We start from the raw sequence: 17363 nt of genomic DNA, 5'->3' as shown, positions 1-17363 counted from the left end.
TCAGTTCAAGGTGAAGTAGAACCGGGCGCCCTCGCCCACGGCGGACTCGGCCCAGATGTCGCCGCCGTGGCGGCGCACGATGCGGCGCACCAGCGCCAGCCCCACGCCGGTGCCCTGGAAATCGCTGGCGCTGTGCAGGCGCTGGAACACACCGAACAGCCGTTCGGCAAAGCGCATGTCGAAGCCCGCGCCGTTGTCGGACACGACAAAGACACGCCGCCCGTCCTGCATCGCGCTGCCGAAACCGATCTCGGCCCGATCGACCTTGGCGCTGTACTTCCAGGCATTGCCCAGCAGGTTCTCCAGCACCATGCGCAGCAGCGTCGGGTCGCCCTGCACGGTCAGGTCAGGCTCGATGGCCAGCGCCAGTTCGCGCTGCGGCGCAGCGCGGCGCAATTCCTCCACCACATAGCCGGCCAGCTGCGACAGGTTGACCGGCTGGCAGGCCAGCGGGCGCGTGGACAGCTGGCTCAGCGACAGCAGCGCGTCGATCATGCTGTTCATGCGCGCCGCGGCGCTCATGACGCGGTCCAGGTGGTCGTTGCCCACGCGGTCCAGCCGGCTGCCGTAGTCCTCCTTCAGGATGCGTGCAAAGCCCTCCACCACGCGCAAGGGCGCACGCAGGTCGTGCGACACCGTGTAGCTGAAGGACTCCTGCTCCGCCGCCGGATCGGGCTGTGCGGCTGGCGCGGGCGCCTGAGCGGCGACCGGGGCCACCGCGTCCTCCGGCCGCGCCGTGCCCACGTAGCCGGCGAAGTGCCCCTGGGCATCGATGCAGGGCAGCCCGCGCAGCCGCCAGCGCGCGGCGCCGTCTGGCGCAGCCATGACGAGATCGCCGAACGCCTGGTGGGCCTGCACCCGTTCGCGCAGTTCGCTGCCGGCGTCTGACGCCGCAAAGCGTTCCCACAACAGCTGGGTGCGGAGGCCCGCGCCGGCCCAGCTGGACGCCGGCCCGCCCTGCGGCGCCTGCCAGCGCACCAGGTGGTGACTGGCGTCGGTCGCCCACTGCCAGTCACGTTGCAACTGGGCCTGCATCAGCAGTTGCTGGCGCGCCTCGCGCAGCGGCTCGGCCAGGCGCTGGCGAGTCAGCCGCACGCCGGCATGCCAGCCCAGCGCTGCCGCCGCCAGCACCAGGACGCCGGTGAAGAATGCCGTCAGCACCAGCGCCACGTGCACCAGCCCGACCTCGTTGCCCCACGCGCGCACCAGCGCCAGCACCACCAGGGTTCCCAGCGCCAGAATCAGCAGCCCCGCGACCGCCACGCCCGCCATCACCAGCCGCATCGGCAGGCGCCGTTGCGGGCGGCGCGATGGCGCGCTGTCGTCGCTGAGACTGTTCATGCGCGGGATTGTAGGCAGCGCCAGGCACCGCCCAGGTGCAGATGCACCTGCCTGCCGGGCCTGCGGAAACTGTGCATTTCTTCGCGGCGCCCCCCCCTGCGGCCCAGGCTACATTTCTGCAGTACCCGCGCCCTCCCGCACGCCATGTCCACCCCCCCGCCCGCAACCCTGCTTGACCCCCAGGCCGTTCAACGCCTGCGCGAGCTCGACCCCAGCGGTGGCAACAAGCTGCTGGAGCGCGTGGTGGGCGCGTTTTCCACCTCTCTGGACCGCCTGCTGCCCGAGCTGGCGCGCGCCCGCCAGGACGGCAAGCTGGACTTCACCGCCATCCGCCACGTCAGCCACACGCTGAAGTCGTCGTCGGCCAGCTTGGGCGCCATCGCGCTGTCTGCGCGCTGTGCCGACATTGAATCCATGGCACGCGACGAGCGCGCCGACGGCCTGCCTGAACAACTGGACGCTATGCTGCAGGACATCCAACAGGTGCGCGCGGCCTTGGCCGCGCTGCTGTAAGCCCTCCATGCAGCCCATCGGTCAAGACCTCGACGATCTGCCGCCGCGTCCGCGTGTGCTGCTGGTTGACGACGACGAGGTCAACCTGATCCTCACGGCAGCAGCGCTGCGCGAGCGCGGCTTCGAGGTGACCGAGGCATCCAGCGGCAGTGCGGCGTTGGCGCAGCTGTCCATCCGGCCGCCCGATGTCGTCGTGCTCGATGCGCTGATGCCCGAGCTGGACGGCTTCGAGACCTGCTCGTTGCTGCGGGCCACGCCGGGTTTCGAATCCCTGCCCGTGCTGATGCTGACCGGCTTGGACGACGAGGCGTCCATCAACCGCGCTTACCAGGCCGGCGCGACAGACTTCTTCGTCAAGTCGCCGCAATGGAGCCTGCTGGACGGGCGACTGCGCTACCTGCTGCGCAGCTCCCGCACCCGCATGGAGCTGGAGCGCAGCAAGGCCAAGTTGGCCCGCGCCCAGGATCTGGCGCGCATGGGCAGCTTCGAGTGGCGCCGCGACGTGCCGGGCAGCTTCACGATCTCGGCCGAAGGCCTGCGCGTCTTCGGCCGCGGCCCGCAGGACCGGCTGGACTTCCTCAGCGTGCTGCGCATGGTGCCGGCGGACGACCGCCACATGTTCCTGCGGCTGCTGCGCGACGTCATCGCCCACACCTCCGTCCTCATCACCGACCTGCCCCTCACGCTGCCCGACGGCCGCCAGCGCGTCGTGCACATCGAAGCCGAGCCCGAGTTCAGCGACCAGGGCAGCGCCAGCGGCTACACGGGCATCCTGCAGGACGTGACCGACCGCCGCCAGGCCGAGGACCGCATCCGCCAGTTGGCGCACTTCGACGCCCTCACCGGCCTGCCCAATCGCCGCCAGCTGATCTGGCGCGTGGAGCGCGCCATCGAGAGCGCACGCCGCGGCGGCCATGAGGTAGGCCTGCTGCTGATCGACCTGGACCGCTTCAAGGTCATCAACGACACGCTGGGCCATGCGGCCGGCGACGAACTGCTCGTCGAGGTCGGCCGGCGCCTGCGCGGCTGCGTGCGCCACTCCGACCAGATCATGGAAGGCGTGCTCGAAGGCCTGGGCGGCCGTAGCCACCGTGGCCTGGAGGCCGTCGGGCGGCTGGGTGGCGACGAATTCGTCGCGCTGCTGCCCGAGGTCACGGACGAGCGCGACGCCGAGCGCGTCGCGCAGCGCGTGCTGGACGCGCTGCGCGAGCCCATCTTCGTCGGCGGCCAGGAGTGTTTCGTCACGGCCAGCGTCGGCATCGCCATCTACCCGCGCGACGGCCAGACCATGGCCGACCTGCTGCGCAACTCCGACGTCGCCATGTACGCGGTCAAGAGCCAGGGCCGCAATGCGTCGGCCGTGTACTCGCCGCAGCTCGCCGGCCACGGCAAGCAGAAGCTGGAACTGGAGAGTGCGCTGCACAAGGCGCTGGAGCGCAACGAGATCGTGCTGCACTACCAGCCCAAGATCGACGTCCGCGCTGCCCGCATGGTGGGCGCCGAGGCGCTGATGCGCTGGCAGCGCGGCAACGTGCTCGTGCCGCCGGCCGACTTCATCCCGCTGGCCGAAGAAACCGGCCTCATCGTGCCGCTGTCCGAATGGGCGCTGAAGGAAGCCGCCCGCCAGGCCAAGCTGTGGCAGCTGCAGTTCGGCTTCTCCGACTCCATCGCCGTCAACCTGCCCAGCCGGCTGTTCGAACGCACCGATCTCGTTGAGCACATCCACCAATGCGTCAGCGCTTACGGCGTGCCGCACCGGTCCATCCAGCTCGAGATCACCGAGAACAACCTGATGAAGGACTTGCAGAACGTCATCCCGTCTCTGCACCGGCTCAACGAAGTGGGCGTCGAGATCTCCATCGACGACTTCGGCACCGGCTACTCGTCCCTCGCCTACCTGACCACGCTGCCCATCTCCGAGGTCAAGATCGACCGCACCTTCGTGCGCGACCTGGGCATCACGCCGCAGAGCTCGGCCGTCGTCACGGCCATCATCGCGCTGGCGCGCGCCCTGGGCCTGCGCGTCATCGCCGAGGGCGTGGAGACACTGCGCCAGATGGAGGTGCTGCACCGCCTGGGCTGCTCGCTGATGCAGGGCTTCCTGTTCAGCAAACCGCTGCCGCCAGACGAACTCGAGCGCTGGATTGCCCAGACCGTGCTGCCGCGCAAGGCTCCCTGGATCACGCAGGCCGACGGCAGCACCGATCTGGCCCGCGGGCAACGATGAAGCCGCCGCACGCTCGGGTGCGGCCTGCAGAATGCCGCCAACACGGCACGGACCACTGAGATGCGATCGACCCTTCCGCCGGCCCAACTCGCCAAGGCTGCTTTGCAGCGCCTGGCCCAGGCAAGACTGGAACCCACGCCCGAGAACTACGCGCGCGCCTACGCGATCGAGTCCGGCGGGGAGACCGCCGCCACCGGCGGCGGCGCCGTCACTGAGCGCGTGCAGCAGCTGCTGTCGCGCCTTATCAGCCTGGCCCTGCCCTCCGGCACCACGCGCCAGGAGTTGCAGACCTCGTTGCGCGAGCAGCGGCTGGACGAGTTGCAACGCCAGGTGGACAAGCTGCTGGATGTGGCCGGCCCTGCAGCGCAGGCGGAGGCGCTGGCCCAGGCCATCGAGCGCCTGGTGCGCGGGCTGGAGCGCGGCGGCCGGCAATGGACGCTGGCGCGCAAGAAGGAAGGCATCCAGCGCGCGCTGGAACTGGGCCGCACCGACAGCGGCAAGCTGGTCAAGCGCCTGCTGCAGTTGGTGGCCAGCTGGGACAAGGACGGCGACGGCAGCGAGGTCGAGACCGACGCCGGACTTGACGATTCGGGCGGCACCCCCAGCCAGCTGTTCGCCGACAGTGACTTTGCCGCCTCCGAATTCCGCGACAGCGGCGGCCTGGACGAGCCGCTGCGCCTGGACCTGCCGACGCCCGCCGTGGACCTCGCGCCGTGGCGCGACGTGAGCCGCGAGCTCGGCGGCACGGTCACTCACGCGCTGCGCTCACCGCAGACCGAGGCCACACCGGCCGAAGCGCTGATGCTGGAACTGGATGCCGCCCTGGCCGAGCTGCAGGCCGGTGGCGCGACGCCGGAGCGTGCGGCCCAGATGGCGGCGCTGTGTCTGCGCGCCCGCCACCTGCTGGACCACCGGCGCCACCTGTTCGACGAGCTGGGCGGCCTGTGCCGCGAACTCAGCGGCAGCCTGGTGGACCTGGCCGAGGACGATTCCTGGGCCCGAGGCCAGGCGGAGGCCATGAACAACACGCTCGCGCAGGGCCTGTCCGGCCGCGGCGTGCGCGTGGTGTCCGAACTGCTGAGCGGCACCCGCGAGCGTCAGCGCGCACTGCGCGACGAGCGCTCCAAGGCGCGCGACGCGCTGAAGGGCCTGATCCAGCGCATGCTGGCCGAGCTGGGCGAACTGGGCCAGCACACCGACCGCTTCCAGAACAGCGTGGGCCGCTACGCCGATGCCATCGAGCAGGCCGACTCGCTGGAAAGCCTGGCGGGCACGGTGCGCGAGATGGTGGAGGAAAGCCGCAGCGTGCAGGGCCTGGTGGCCCAGACACAGGCACGGCTGACGCTGGAACACGACCGCGCGAGCGCGCTGACCCAGCGCGTGGAAGAACTGGAAGGCGAGCTGCGCCGCCTCTCCAACGAGGTGCACACCGACCAGCTGACGCAGGTGGCCAACCGCCGCGGCCTGATCCAGGCCTTCGGCATCGAACAGGCGCGCGCCGAGCGCGAGCAGACGCGGGTGGCGCTGGCGCTGCTGGACATCGACAACTTCAAGAAGCTCAACGACACGCTGGGCCACCATGCGGGCGACATCGCGCTGAAGTCCCTGGCCGAACGCGCCCAGGCCTCGCTGCGGCCGGGCGACATGGTGGCGCGCTACGGTGGCGAGGAGTTCGTGCTGATGCTGCCCGACACGCCGCTGGACGAGGCGCAAGCCGTGCTGGTGCGCCTGCAGCGCTCGCTGTCCTCGGCGCTGTTCAACCACGAGGGCAAGGATGTGTTCGTCACCTTCTCGGCCGGCGTCACGCTGTACCGGGCCGGCGAGACGCTGGAAGCTGCGCTGGACCGTGCCGACGTCGCGCTCTACGAGGCCAAGCACACGGGCAAGAACCGCGCGTGCATTGCGGAGTGAGCTGCCGCCGCGTGTGAGCGGCAAGCAGCACCGCGTCAGAAGTTGAACGCCAGCCGCAGGCCGCCCCAATGGCGGCCATTGACGGTGATGGGCGCGGCCACTTCCTTCAGCACCACAAAGCGGCCACCGCCCATGTCGCGGCGATAGGTCTGCAGCAGGAAGGGCCGCGTGTTGCGCGCCGAGGCGAGCCCGGTGCGGTCGTTGAAGATGCGGCGATAGCGGCTGTTGGCCGCATTCCAGACCGGGTCGCCCGGCCGTTGCGGCTGGCAGTACTTGCGGTTGTGCGTTGCGATGTAGCCGTTGCGGTCGGCCGCGATGCAGAACACGACCTTGTCGCTGCAGCCCAGGGTGCGCTCCTGCACCGCTGGCAGCAGCTCGTCGGTCAGCCGGCAGAAGCGCGCCGTGTGCTGCTGCGGATTGGTATCGGCCAGCGGGCTGTAGTGCTCGTCGAACAGGTCGGCCTGGCTGATGCGGCCGTCACGCAGCGCGCCCTCCAGCAGGGCGCTGATCTCGGCCGCAGCGGCTTGCGCGGCCCGGATGAAGGGCATGTCGTCGACCTCGACACCGCTGCTGGCCATGCGGTCCACCAGTTCCTCCGACATGCGCAGGAAACGGTCGCTGCCATCGAAGGCCACCTTGAGGTTGTGAGAGGCCTCCGACACCTCGCGCTCCAGCGCCCGAGCCCGCTCGTTGAGCACGCCCATCTGCTGGCCACTCTCGGCGGCCGATGCTGCGATGCGCTGCACGTCCTCATCCACGGCCTGGAACGCTGCGTGGATCTGGCTGGGCCGCGCGGCGTTCTCGCTGAGCTCGGCGCTGAAGCGGTCGATGCGGTCCTGCAGCGTCGCAATCGCGGAGACGATGGCCTTGGAGGAGGACTCGACCTGGCCGGCCAGCGCCTTCACCGCCTCGGCAACGACGGCAAAGCCCCGCCCTGCCTCACCCGCATGCTTGGCCTCCACCGCCGCGTTGAAGGCCACCAGCCGGGTCTGCAGCGACACCTTGGTGATCTCGGCCGCCGCGTTGGACACCTGAGCAAGCGTGCCGGCCATGTCCACCACCTCGCTGCCAACCACGCCAAGCGCGCCGCGCGCACGCTGCACCGCCTGCGCGCTTTGCGCGGTGGCGGTGGTGATGGCCACCTGGGCCTGGCCGATCTGTTGAAGCTGCTGGGCCAGGGCCTGCATCGCCTGGCCCTGAGCCTGCATGACGCGCTGGGTGTCCTCCAGCGCGCCGCGCACCTCGGCGGCATCCTTGCCCACGGTGGAGATGGAGCGCGCCAAGCTGCGCACCACATCGAGCGCGGCGCTGTCGTCGCTGCGAACTGCCTCCGGGCGAGGCGCGTCAACCGTCGACCCGCCGGTCTTCTTCCATCCGAACATGCGCTTGTCCCCGAAGTTATTTTTTCGGGGTCGCCACCGGTGGCCGCCCCGTGTACTACCAGTCGCGCAGCTTAACGCGCAACCTGGCGATGGACTGGCTGTGCAGCTGGCACACGCGGGACTCGGTGACCTTGAGCACGGCCGCAATCTCCTTGAGATTCATGTCGTGCTCGTAGTACATGCTCATCACAAACTGCTCGCGCTCGGGCAGGTTCTTGATGGCGGCCACCAGCGCCTCGCGCATGCGGTGGTCCTGCAACTGCAGCATGGGATTGCCGGCCTCGTCGGCAACGTGGCGATCGAGGTAGTCCTCGTCGCCATCGTCGCCAGACATGTCCTCCAGGTAGATCAGCTGCGTGCCGCGCACCTTGGACAGCAAGTCCTGGTACTCCTGCAACGCCAGTCCCATCTCGGCGGCGATCTCGGACTCGTTGGGCGCGCGGCCCAGGCGCTGTTCGACCTTGTGCACGGCCGCCTCGATCTCGCGCTGCTGGCGGCGCGTGCCGCGGCTCATCCAGTCGCCGCCGCGCAGCTCGTCGAGCATGGCGCCACGGATGCGCTGGGTCGCAAAGGTCTCGAACTGCACGCCCTGCTCGGCGTCAAAGCGCGACAGTGCGTCGGTCAGGCCGATGAGGCCCACCTGGATCAGATCGTCCACCTCCACGTTGGCCGGCAGCTTGGCAATCATCTGATGCGCCAAGCGTCGCACCAGCGGGCTGTACTGCTTGATCAGCGTGCTGTTGTCGAGACGGCCTTTGGGCGTGTACATGTCAGCTCCGCACGGCCGCCCGAAGGCGCTGAGGCGCCCCCTCGGGGGGCAGAGAACGCAGTGAACGTGGGGGCACCTTCATGTCAGCTCCGACGTGGGGGTCAGTGCGCGGCGAGCGGGGCGTGGGCGGGGCTGCGCAGCGGGCGCAGCGGGGTCGCATCAGACGAGGCACCGATGGCGGCACCCGGTGGCGCGGCCAGCAGCAGTTCGCGGGCGAGGTGGCGCAGTTCGGGCGACAGCGGTGCGTGCTGCGAGGCGCGCGGGTCCAGGCAAGCCCAGTCCCGCAGCACCGCGCCGAGGAAGCCGTCGGCGCAGGAATGCAGTTGTTGCGCGATGCGGGTGGCCACGCGCAATTGGGGGTGGCAGGCCATCAACAGACTGTAGACCATGAGCCCGGCGCGCTGCGTGAGCCATTTCATGCCCGCATAGGCTTCGGTGACGCTGCGCGGGTCGGTATCGGCCAGCAGCAGCGGGCGCACTTCGCGCAGCGCGACCACACGGGCCAGCTCGGCCGCCGGTGCGTGCAGCAGGATGACGTCGGCCTCGGGCGCCGCTGCGGCCAGTGCCTCCAGGAAGGATGCTGCCGAGCCCTGAGCGTTGATGTAGCGCATCGGCAGGCCGCGCGCGGCTAGGTAGGAGACGCGGGGCGACAGGCGCTCGATGCAGTTGGACAACTCGACCTGCGCGAGCTCGGACGGCGCGGGCGACGACTCGCCCGCATCCACCACCAGCGTCTGCAGGTTCAACTCGGCAAAGGCGGCGCACAAGCCTTCCAGCAGCACACCGGCGCCGACGACGGCGGGGTTGCTGACGACGGGCACGAAGCGCGTCTTGCTGGCGGCGAACAGCCGGCGCAGACCGTGGGCTTGATCCTGGAGCATGCTCGGGCCTCGGGACATCAGTGCAGGGCCTGCGGGCCGAGATCGCTCAGCGGCGCGCCGGCGAAGATGAGGTTCACATCGGTGTTGTCCATGCGCCAAGCACCGGCGGCAGGGCTCTTGAGCGCCTTCTGCACCAGGGCCACGCTGGGCAGGCGGTGCCAGTCCTCCGGCACGCGCTGGCCGTTGGCCACGCCCAGCACCTTGAGCTTGTGGCGGATCAGCGTGTCCAGCGCCGGGGCCAGCTTGACGGCCTCGTCGATCTTGCTGAGCACGACGCCTTCGCAGGCCGCCGCCTTCCAGGCGTTGACGACATCTTCGATCGTCTCGCCCTGCTGCGCGGCATTGATGACCAGCAGCTTCTTGATGCTGGGGTGGGCCAGCATCTCCAGCAGCTCCTGCGTGCGGCTGTCGCGCTGGGCCATGCCGGCGGTGTCGATGAGCACCAGCTTCTTGCTGGCGAGCAGGTCCAGCAGGTCGTCCAGCGATGCGCGGTCGTGGGCGGTGTGCACCGGCACGCCGAGGATGCGGCCGTAGGCGCGCAGCTGCTCGTGGGCGCCGACGCGGTAGGCGTCCAGCGTGATCAGGCCCAGCTGGCCGGCGCCGTACTTGGTGGCGAAATGGGCGGCCAGCTTCGCGGTCGTCGTGGTCTTGCCGACACCGGTGGAGCCGATCAGCGCGAACACGCCGCCGCGGTCCTCGATGGCCGGCGCGGCCTCGTCGGTCTGCAGGTTGCGCGACAGCACATGGGCGGCCCAGGCGGTCTCGTCGGCGGCGTCGTGCGCGGCACCGGCCTTGAACTCGGACGGGCAGCTCTCGGCCAGCTTGCGCACCAGGGCGGGCGAGAAGCCCAGCTCCAGCAGCTTCTGCGTCAGGCGCGCCTGCACGGGCTGGCGCTGCAGCTTCTCCATGAAGGCCAGCGACGAGAAGCGCTCCTCGATCAAGCCGCGCATCTGCCGCAGCTCGGCGGCCATGTCCATCTGGCTGCGTTGCGTGGCCGTGGGCTGACCGGGCAGCGGCTGGGGCTCGGCCGTCGCGATGTCGCTGAGCAGCGGCACCGGGCGCGCGGGCGCGGCCGGCGGGATGCGGATCTCGTCGCGCAGCACCGGCGGCATGTTGCGCGGCGCGGGCGCGGCGGCGCGGCGCGGTGCCAGCGCGGCCATGGCCTCGGCGGCACGGCGTTCGCGCTGGGCACGCACGGCGTCCAGCGACACCGCCGGCGGCTGCTGCGGCGCCGGCGCTGCCATGACCGGGTCGGGCTGGCCGGCCAGTTCGGCCTGGCGGCGGCGCAGCACGCGCTCACGCACGTAGTCCTGGAAGCTCAGCGTGCTCATGGCCAGCTGCTCGACATCCTGGCGCACCTCGGGTGCGCCAAAGCTCGGCTCCTGGCGGGCACGCTCGGCGAAGCTGGCGCGCTGCGGAGGCTGGGCGGCCACCGGCTGCGCCGCCGGGCGCGCCACGGTGCGCGGTGCAGTCTGGGCGATCTGCTCGATCTGCCCCATGCCCTCGGGCGCCATGGCCAGCACTTCCACGCCTTCCGGCACGTTCTTGTTGGACAGCACGACCGCGTCGGGGCCGAAGGCCTGCTTGACGAGGGCGAGGGCTTCGCGGGAAGTCCTCGCGGTGAATTTGCGGACGTTCATGGAGCCTCCTGCCGAGCCGCCTCAAAGGAGGCGAGCGCCCCCTCGGGGGGCAGCGAATGAATATGAGCGTGGGGGCACATCAAGCAGCACCTCCGATGATGGAGCCGATGCGGATGGTGTGGGTCTCAGGAATCTCGCTGTGGCCCAGCACCTTGAGGCGCGGCGCGGCGCGCTTGAGCAGGCGGGCCATGGGCGCGCGAATCAGGTCGGGCACCAGCAGCGTGGCGGGCACGCCGCGGTCTTCCTGCTTCTGGGCCGTCTCGGCGGCACTGCGGGCCAGCGTGTCGGCCACGCCGGGGTCCAGCGCGGCGCCGTGCGGCGAGTTCAGGGCCTGCGTGACGAGACGCTCCAGCTCGGGCTCCAGCGCGATGACGTCGAGCTCCTTCACGCTGCCGTAGATCTGCTGCACGATGGCCGGCGCGATGTGGGTGCGGATGCGGCGGGCCAGCTCCTGCGGGTCCGTCACGGTGGCCGAGGTTTCGGCCAGGCATTCGACGATGGAGCGCATGTCACGCACGTGCACGCCCTCTTCCAGCAGCAGCTGGAGAACGCGTTGCAGGGTGGCGATGCTGACCATCTTGGGAATCACGTCTTCGATCAATTGCGGCGCCTGCTTGGTGAGGTGCTCCACCAGGGCCTGGGTCTCCACGCGGCCCAGCAGCTTGGCCGCATGCACTTGCATCAAGTGTGAAAGGTGGGTGGCCACGACAGTCGAGCAATCAACCACCGTAAACCCGCTCATTTGGGCCATCTCCTTTTGCCGCTCCTCGATCCACACGGCCGGCAGGCCGAAGGCGGGGTCGGTGGTCTGGGTGCCGATGAGCTTCTGCGTCGCATGGCCCGGGTTGATGGCCAGCCACATGCCGGGGAAGGCCTCGGCCTCGCCAACGACGGCGCCACGCAGCGAGATGCGGTACTGGCTGGGGCGCAGCTCCAGGTTGTCGCGGATGTGCACCGGCGGCGGCAGGAAGCCGACCTCCTGCGCGAACTTGCGGCGCACGCCCTTGATGCGACTCAGCAGGTCGCCCTCGCGGGTCTTGTCGACCAGCGTGATCAGGCGATAGCCCACCTCCAGGCCCAGCGTGTCCACGGGCACCAGGTCCTCCCAGCTGGCCTCGCCGTTGCTTTCAGTCGGGGGCGCGACCGGCTTGATGGCCTTGGCCACCTCGGCCGCCTGCTCCTTGCTGCGCAGCCACCAGGCCAGGTAGCCCAGCCCCGAGGCGATCAGCAGGAACACGACATGCGGCATGCCCGGGATCAGCCCCAGCGCGCCAATGACCCCGGCCGTGATGGCGATGCTCTTGGCCGAGCCGAACACCTGCTTGCCGATCTGGCTGCCGATGGCCTTGTCCGTGCCCACGCGCGACACCACCATCGCGGCCGCCACCGAAATCAGCAGCGCCGGGATCTGCGCGACGAGCGCGTCACCCACGGCTAGCAGCACGTAGGTGTTGGCGGCCTGGCCGGCCGACAGGCCGTGCTGCGCCACGCCGATGATGAAGCCGCCGACGATGTTGATCGCCAGGATCAGCATGCCCGCGATGGCATCGCCGCGCACGAACTTGCTGGCACCGTCCATGGAGCCGAAGAAGTCCGCTTCGTCCGACAACTCGGCGCGGCGGCGCTTGGCCTCGGCCTCGTTGATGAGGCCGGCGTTCAGGTCGGCATCCACCGCCATCTGCTTGCCGGGCATCGCATCCAACGTGAAGCGCGCGCCGACCTCGGCGATGCGCTCCGCACCCTTGGTCACCACGATGAAGTTGATGACCACGAGGATGGCGAACACGATCAGGCCGACCGCGAAGTTGCCGCCGATCAGGAAGTGCCCGAAGGCCTCGATGACCTTGCCGGCCGCGCCCGTGCCGGTGTGGCCCTCCAGCAGCACCACGCGCGTGGACGCGACGTTCAGCGACAGGCGCATCAGCGTCGTCAGCAGCAGCACGGTCGGAAAGGCCGCGAAGTCCAGCGGGCGGATCATGTTGGCCGCCACCATGGTCACCATCACCGCCATCGCGATGTTGAAGGTGAACAGCAGGTCCAGCGCGAAGGGCGGCAGCGGCAGCACCATCATCGCCAGCACCAGCAGCACGGCCACCGGCGCGCCCAAAGCGGCGATGACGCCGGCACGCGGGCCGAACAGGGCTTGGAGTTTGGCGGTGAGCTGGTTCATGGGGCGACAGAGGTCTCACCCGCATTTTTCGCGGCAGCCCGCCAAACTTGAGCCGGAGAAGCGGCGGGAAAACCGCGCTGTTCCGCGGCCCGCCGCGGCGCCTAGTCGGCGAGGTCCTCGTCAGGCACCCAGCCTGGCTGGTTGTGCGGGTCCAGCTCGGGCGGCACATGCGGCTTGGGCATGTCGGGCCGGGCCACATGACGCGAGGCCAATGCAGCGCGCAGCTGGTAGACGTAGGCCAGCACCTGCGCCACGGCGCCGAACAGCGCGGCGGGGATTTCCTGATCCAGCTTGGCGTGGGCATACAGCGCACGCGCCAGCACCGGCTGCTGCAACACGGGCACCTTGCTCTCCTTGGCCAAGTCGCGGATCTTCAGCGCCAGCAGGTCCGCGCCCTTGGCAATCACCTTGGGCGCGGCCATCTTGCCTTCCTCGTACTTGAGGGCCACGGCATAGTGGGTCGGGTTCATGACCACGAGGTCGGCCTGCGGCACGGCGGCCAGCATGCGGCGCTTGGCCATCTCGCGCATCTTGGTGCGGATGCGGGCCTTGACCTCCATGTTGCCTTCCAACTCCTTGAGTTCCTGCTTGGCCTCCTCGCGGCTCATGCGCAGGCGCCGCAGCCACAGCTGGCGCTGCAGCGGCACGTCGATGGCCGCGAACACCGCCAGCGCCACGGCCAGCAGCGCCAGCCCACCCATGAGCTGCTGGCCCGCGTAGGCCAGCGCCGACGGCAGCGGCACGGACATGATGCTCACGTAGGCCGCGAGGCGATCCTTCAGCACCAGCGCCCCCACAATGCCCAGCACCAGCGCCAGCAGCACGGCCTTCAGCGCCGTACCCAGGCCCTGGCCGGTGAACAGCCGCTTGAGGCCGGCGATCGGGTCCAGGTGGCTGAACTTGGGCGCCAGCGGCTTCATCGTCCAGTTCCAGCCCCCGCTGGCCAAGTTGCTGGCGATGGCCGCCAGCATCAGCAGCAGCCCCAGCGGCAGCGCGACGAGCGCGAAGGCCAACGACATCTCGACCAGTCGCTCGGCCATGAAACCAGGCCGCGCCAGCAGGCTGGCGTCGAAGTGCAGGCCGGTGCGCAGCATGCTGCGCAGCTCATCGATGATGAGCGGCCCACCCGCCATCAACGCAGCACCGCCCGCAGCCATCATCGCGAAGTGCGGCAGGTCGCGCGACCGCGGCAACTGCCCCTCGGCCCGAGATTTCTGGATCTTCTTGGGCGAGGCGGGTAGGTTGCGGTCTTGTGCGTCTTGGTCGGCCATGGCGGTGGGTCAGCGCTGGCCGGATTGTTCCGAGCCTGCCCTGCCCGCTTGGGCAGAAATAGCGCCGCACAAACCACCCTGTTTCGAGCGCAGGCGCCACAGGGCAGCAGAAAAGCAAAAGGCCGGCGATGGCCGGCCTTTGTCAGCAGGAGGCGATGCGGCTCAGAAGCCCAGGCTCGCCAGCAGGTCGTCGACCTCGCCCTGGTTGGTGACGACGTCCGTGCGGCCCTCGGCATTGACCACGGGCCCCTGCAGGATGGTCGGGTCGACCTTCTCGCGCTGCTCAGGCGGCACCACCTGCACCAGCAGCTTAACGAGGCTGTCTTCCAGGTCGTTGGCCAGGTTCACGACCTTGGCCACCACCTGGCCGGTCAGGTCGTGGAAGTCCTGCGCCAGCATGATGTCGGTCAGGTGGTTGTCGATGTTCTGCGTGCGGCTCTCGACGTCCTTGACGAAGTTCATGACCGCGCCGCTGGCCACCGCCCGCACCGGGTCGGCCACGATGGCAGCGGCCAGTTCCTTGGTGGCTTGGCTGATGCCGGCGTGCTCGGCCTTGGCCTGGTCGACCGAGTTCAGCACCTTCTCGGCGGCGGCAGCCGTCTTGGTGGCGATGTAGCTCAGGCGGCTGCGCGCATCGGGCAGGCCATCGGTCGCCACCTGCAGCTTGGGCATCACGCCCAGGCGCTGCATGGTGTCATGCAACGTGCGCGTGATGGTGCCGAGTTGCTGGAAGACCTCGGGCGATACCAGCAACGGCTCCTGCGCCTTGCCCAGCTGATCCAACTGATCGATCGACATGGCTGTCCCCTCTCGTGTTGTGATGCTCAGGCTGCTGCAGCCAGCTTCTGCATGATCTTGAGGACTTTTTCTTCCAGCGTCGCCTTGGTGAAGGGCTTGACGATGTAGCCGGCCGCGCCGGACTGCGCCGCCAGCACGATGTCTTCCTTGCGGGCCTCGGCCGTCACCATCAGCACCGGCAGGTGCTTGAGGTTGGGATCTTCCTTGATGGCCTTCAGCAGCTCGAAGCCCGTCATGTTGGGCATGTTGATGTCGCTGACGACGAAGTCGAACTTGGCGCCCTTGAGCATGTTGAGTGCCTCAACGCCGTCTTCCGCTTCTTCGCAGTTGTTGTAGCCAATCTCCTTGAGCAGGCCGCGAACGATGCGGCGCATGGTGGAGAAGTCGTCAACGACCAGGAATTTCATGTCAGCGCTCATGGCGGTCCTCTATCTGGGGCGGGAGGTATGTCAGTGTCAGGCCTCAGTCTAGTTTCTAGCGGCCCGACCCCGGCGGCTGAGTTTGCGGCATTTTGCCGATAGCCGGCACTTGCGTGGCCTCCTGCGGCGCAGGCGCCGCATCGGCTTCCGGTTCGTCCGGCAGGTTCTTCAGCACGGCATCCTCCGCATCACGGTTCATGACGATGATGCTGATGCGGCGATTCAGTGCACCGTTGGGATCCTTGGCGTCCAGCAGCTTGCTGGCGGCCAGTCCCTGCACGCGCAGCATGCGCGCCTCCTGCAGCCCGCCCGCCACCAGCTCGCGGCGAGACGCGTTCGCCCGGTCAGCCGATAACTCCCAGTTGCTGTAGCCCTTGTCGCCTGCGGAGAAGGGCTGGGCGTCCGTGTGCCCTTCCACCGTCAGGCGGTTGGGCACTTCGGTCAGCACGCTGCCCAACTCCTGCAGCAGCTCGCGCATGTAGGGCTTCACGACGGCACTGCCGCTGTCGAACATGGGCCGGTTGCCCTCATCGACGATCTGGATGCGCAAGCCTTCCTTGGTCATGTCGAGCCGGATCTGACCGCCGAGAGCGGCCAACTTGGGGTTCTCGGCCAACACCTCTTCGACCTTGGTTTTGAGCTGCTCCAAGCGCGCGCGCTCGGCCTTGCGCTGCTCTTCCTTGAGCGCACGCAGCGTGTAGCTGGACTTCTTGGCGTCGCTCTGGCCTTCCTTGACCTGCCCCGTCTCGCGTGACAGGTCCTTGCCGCCACCACGCACGACGCTGGACGAATCGCCCGAGCCCGAGCCACCCAACATGGCCACGCGCAATGGCGACTGGAAGTACTCGGCGATGCCCTTCTTGTCGCCCTCGGTGGTGGAGCCCAGCAGCCACATCAGCAGGAAGAAGGCCATCATGGCCGTCACGAAGTCGGCGTACGCAATCTTCCACGCGCCGCCATGCGCCGCGTGACCGCCCTTCTTCACCTTCTTGATGATGATGGGCTGCAGCTTCTTGGCGTCTCCCGCCATTTAGCTCTCCCGCGAAGCGCTTGCGGCCCCGCCATTCACCTGACGAGGCCGGTTCGACAGCGACCAGCGGTTCAAGGCGATGGCTGTCATTTCTTCTTGACGTGAGCTTCCAGCTCGCTGAAGGACGGCCGATCGCCCGAGAACAGCACCTTGCGGCCGAACTCGATGGCCACCTGCGGCGCGTAGCCCTGCATGCTGGCCAGCAGCGTGGTCTTGATGCACTGGAACTCCTTGCCAGCGTCTTCCACCTTCTGCTCAAGCAGGCCGCCCAGCGGCTCCACGAAGCCGTAGGCCAGCAGAATGCCCAGGAAGGTACCCACCAGTGCCGAACCGATCATGCCGCCCAGCACGGCAGGCGGCTGGCCCACCGAACCCATGGTGTTCACCACGCCCAGCACGGCGGCCACGATGCCGAAGGCCGGCAGGCCGCCGGCCAAGCGGCCAAGCGCGGCCACGGCCGCATGCTCTTCCTGGTGGTGGGTCTCGATCTCGCTGTCCATCAGCGACTCGATCTCGTGCGCGTTCAGGTTGCCCGACACCATCATGCGCAGGTAGTCGGTGATGAACTCGGTGACGTGGTGATCATTGCCCACCACCGGATATTTCTGGAACAGCGGCGAGCTGTGCGGGTCCTCGACGTCCTTTTCAATGGACATCAGGCCCTCCTTGCGCGCCTTCTGCAGGATGTCATACATCAGCGCCAGCAGCTCCATGTAGCGCGCCTTGCTGTACTTGCTGCCCTTGAAGCACAGACCCAGGCCCGCGATGGTGGCCTTGACGACCTTCATCTGGTTGTTGGCCAGGAAGGCGCCGATGGCCGCGCCGAAGATGGTCGTCATCTCGAAAGGCAGCGCCTTCAGGATCACGCCCATGTTCCCGCCGTGCACGATGTAGACGCCGAAGATGCAGGCCAGGGCGAGGAGCCAGCCGATGATGACGAACATGCTTGGTCGAGGTGGAGGTGGTCAACCCTCAACGGCCCGCTGCCGGGAGGTTCACAAAGTATGCCGC

At 68.8% G+C, this 17363-nt stretch carries 14 protein-coding genes; 3 read left to right on the top strand and 11 right to left on the bottom strand.

Features of this window, described 5'->3' with window-relative positions:
* The gene (locus NYO99_RS01610) at window positions 1-1341 is read right to left on the bottom strand and encodes a sensor histidine kinase (protein ID WP_268165353.1); all 1341 of its coding nucleotides are present in this window, start codon (window positions 1339-1341) and stop codon (window positions 1-3) included.
* 144 nt (window positions 1342-1485) lie between these two features.
* On the opposite strand from NYO99_RS01610, the gene NYO99_RS01605 reads away from it, so the two are divergent.
* From NYO99_RS01605 to NYO99_RS01595, 3 genes are read left to right on the top strand one after another with little or no spacing between them, the layout of a single operon-like run.
* Complete coding sequence (locus tag NYO99_RS01605) at window positions 1486-1854, top strand: Hpt domain-containing protein (protein WP_268165352.1); 369 nt, start codon at window positions 1486-1488, stop codon at window positions 1852-1854.
* A 7-nt stretch (window positions 1855-1861) separates the two neighbouring features.
* Window positions 1862-4081, top strand: coding sequence for a putative bifunctional diguanylate cyclase/phosphodiesterase (locus NYO99_RS01600; protein WP_268165351.1), 2220 nt, complete (start codon window positions 1862-1864; stop codon window positions 4079-4081).
* Window positions 4082-4141: 60 nt separating this feature from the next.
* Entirely contained in the window at window positions 4142-5992 is a 1851-nt protein-coding gene (locus tag NYO99_RS01595) for a GGDEF domain-containing protein (RefSeq protein ID WP_268165350.1), read from the top strand.
* A 35-nt stretch (window positions 5993-6027) separates the two neighbouring features.
* Here NYO99_RS01595 and NYO99_RS01590 read toward each other — a convergent pair whose 3' ends face one another.
* From NYO99_RS01590 to motA, 10 genes are all read right to left on the bottom strand, one after another.
* A complete protein-coding gene (locus NYO99_RS01590) occupies window positions 6028-7374 on the bottom strand; it encodes a methyl-accepting chemotaxis protein (protein WP_268165349.1) in 1347 nt (448 codons plus the stop codon).
* Window positions 7375-7429: 55 nt separating this feature from the next.
* Window positions 7430-8143, bottom strand: coding sequence for an RNA polymerase sigma factor FliA (locus NYO99_RS01585; protein ID WP_268165348.1), 714 nt, complete (start codon window positions 8141-8143; stop codon window positions 7430-7432).
* Between the two features lie 101 nt (window positions 8144-8244).
* Window positions 8245-9024 carry a flagellar biosynthesis protein gene (locus NYO99_RS01580; RefSeq protein ID WP_268165347.1) on the bottom strand — a complete coding sequence of 260 codons (780 nt, stop codon included), beginning with the start codon at window positions 9022-9024 and terminating at the stop codon, window positions 8245-8247.
* 17 nt (window positions 9025-9041) lie between these two features.
* Window positions 9042-10664: a flagellar biosynthesis GTPase FlhF gene (gene flhF, locus NYO99_RS01575; RefSeq protein ID WP_268165346.1), complete on the bottom strand. Its 1623-nt coding sequence runs from the start codon at window positions 10662-10664 to the stop codon at window positions 9042-9044.
* Between the two features lie 79 nt (window positions 10665-10743).
* A complete protein-coding gene (flhA, locus tag NYO99_RS01570; RefSeq protein WP_268165345.1) occupies window positions 10744-12834 on the bottom strand; it encodes a flagellar biosynthesis protein FlhA in 2091 nt (696 codons plus the stop codon).
* Window positions 12835-12935: 101 nt separating this feature from the next.
* Window positions 12936-14105 carry a flagellar biosynthesis protein FlhB gene (gene flhB / locus NYO99_RS01565; protein ID WP_268165344.1) on the bottom strand — a complete coding sequence of 390 codons (1170 nt, stop codon included), beginning with the start codon at window positions 14103-14105 and terminating at the stop codon, window positions 12936-12938.
* Between the two features lie 162 nt (window positions 14106-14267).
* Window positions 14268-14903, bottom strand: coding sequence for a protein phosphatase CheZ (locus tag NYO99_RS01560; protein WP_268165343.1), 636 nt, complete (start codon window positions 14901-14903; stop codon window positions 14268-14270).
* Between the two features lie 26 nt (window positions 14904-14929).
* Window positions 14930-15322 (bottom strand): chemotaxis response regulator CheY, encoded by a 393-nt coding sequence (gene cheY, locus NYO99_RS01555; protein WP_119043331.1) that lies wholly within the window; start codon window positions 15320-15322, stop codon window positions 14930-14932.
* Window positions 15323-15377: 55 nt separating this feature from the next.
* Entirely contained in the window at window positions 15378-16352 is a 975-nt protein-coding gene (gene motB, locus NYO99_RS01550; protein ID WP_268165342.1) for a flagellar motor protein MotB, read from the bottom strand.
* An 86-nt stretch (window positions 16353-16438) separates the two neighbouring features.
* On the bottom strand, window positions 16439-17296 hold the full coding sequence (gene motA / locus NYO99_RS01545) for a flagellar motor stator protein MotA (RefSeq protein WP_268165341.1): 858 nt from the start codon (window positions 17294-17296) through the stop codon (window positions 16439-16441).
* Window positions 17297-17363 lie beyond the last annotated feature (67 nt).

Source organism: Roseateles hydrophilus (assembly GCF_026712245.1).
GTDB classification, from domain to species: Bacteria; Pseudomonadota; Gammaproteobacteria; order Burkholderiales; family Burkholderiaceae_C; genus Pelomonas; species Pelomonas hydrophilus.
Note: the sequence above shows the minus strand (reverse complement) of the source record. Positions and strands in the feature narration are given on the sequence as shown.

Coding starts and splice junctions, on each gene's coding strand:
- NYO99_RS01610 (WP_268165353.1), bottom strand. CDS start 1,341: ATGAACAGTCTCAGCGACGACAGCGCGCCATCGCGCCGCCCGCAACGG.
- NYO99_RS01605 (WP_268165352.1), top strand. CDS start 1,486: ATGTCCACCCCCCCGCCCGCAACCCTGCTTGACCCCCAGGCCGTTCAA.
- NYO99_RS01600 (WP_268165351.1), top strand. CDS start 1,862: ATGCAGCCCATCGGTCAAGACCTCGACGATCTGCCGCCGCGTCCGCGT.
- NYO99_RS01595 (WP_268165350.1), top strand. CDS start 4,142: ATGCGATCGACCCTTCCGCCGGCCCAACTCGCCAAGGCTGCTTTGCAG.
- NYO99_RS01590 (WP_268165349.1), bottom strand. CDS start 7,374: ATGTTCGGATGGAAGAAGACCGGCGGGTCGACGGTTGACGCGCCTCGC.
- NYO99_RS01585 (WP_268165348.1), bottom strand. CDS start 8,143: ATGTACACGCCCAAAGGCCGTCTCGACAACAGCACGCTGATCAAGCAG.
- NYO99_RS01580 (WP_268165347.1), bottom strand. CDS start 9,024: ATGCTCCAGGATCAAGCCCACGGTCTGCGCCGGCTGTTCGCCGCCAGC.
- flhF (WP_268165346.1), bottom strand. CDS start 10,664: ATGAACGTCCGCAAATTCACCGCGAGGACTTCCCGCGAAGCCCTCGCC.
- flhA (WP_268165345.1), bottom strand. CDS start 12,834: ATGAACCAGCTCACCGCCAAACTCCAAGCCCTGTTCGGCCCGCGTGCC.
- flhB (WP_268165344.1), bottom strand. CDS start 14,105: ATGGCCGACCAAGACGCACAAGACCGCAACCTACCCGCCTCGCCCAAG.
- NYO99_RS01560 (WP_268165343.1), bottom strand. CDS start 14,903: ATGTCGATCGATCAGTTGGATCAGCTGGGCAAGGCGCAGGAGCCGTTG.
- cheY (WP_119043331.1), bottom strand. CDS start 15,322: ATGAGCGCTGACATGAAATTCCTGGTCGTTGACGACTTCTCCACCATG.
- motB (WP_268165342.1), bottom strand. CDS start 16,352: ATGGCGGGAGACGCCAAGAAGCTGCAGCCCATCATCATCAAGAAGGTG.
- motA (WP_268165341.1), bottom strand. CDS start 17,296: ATGTTCGTCATCATCGGCTGGCTCCTCGCCCTGGCCTGCATCTTCGGC.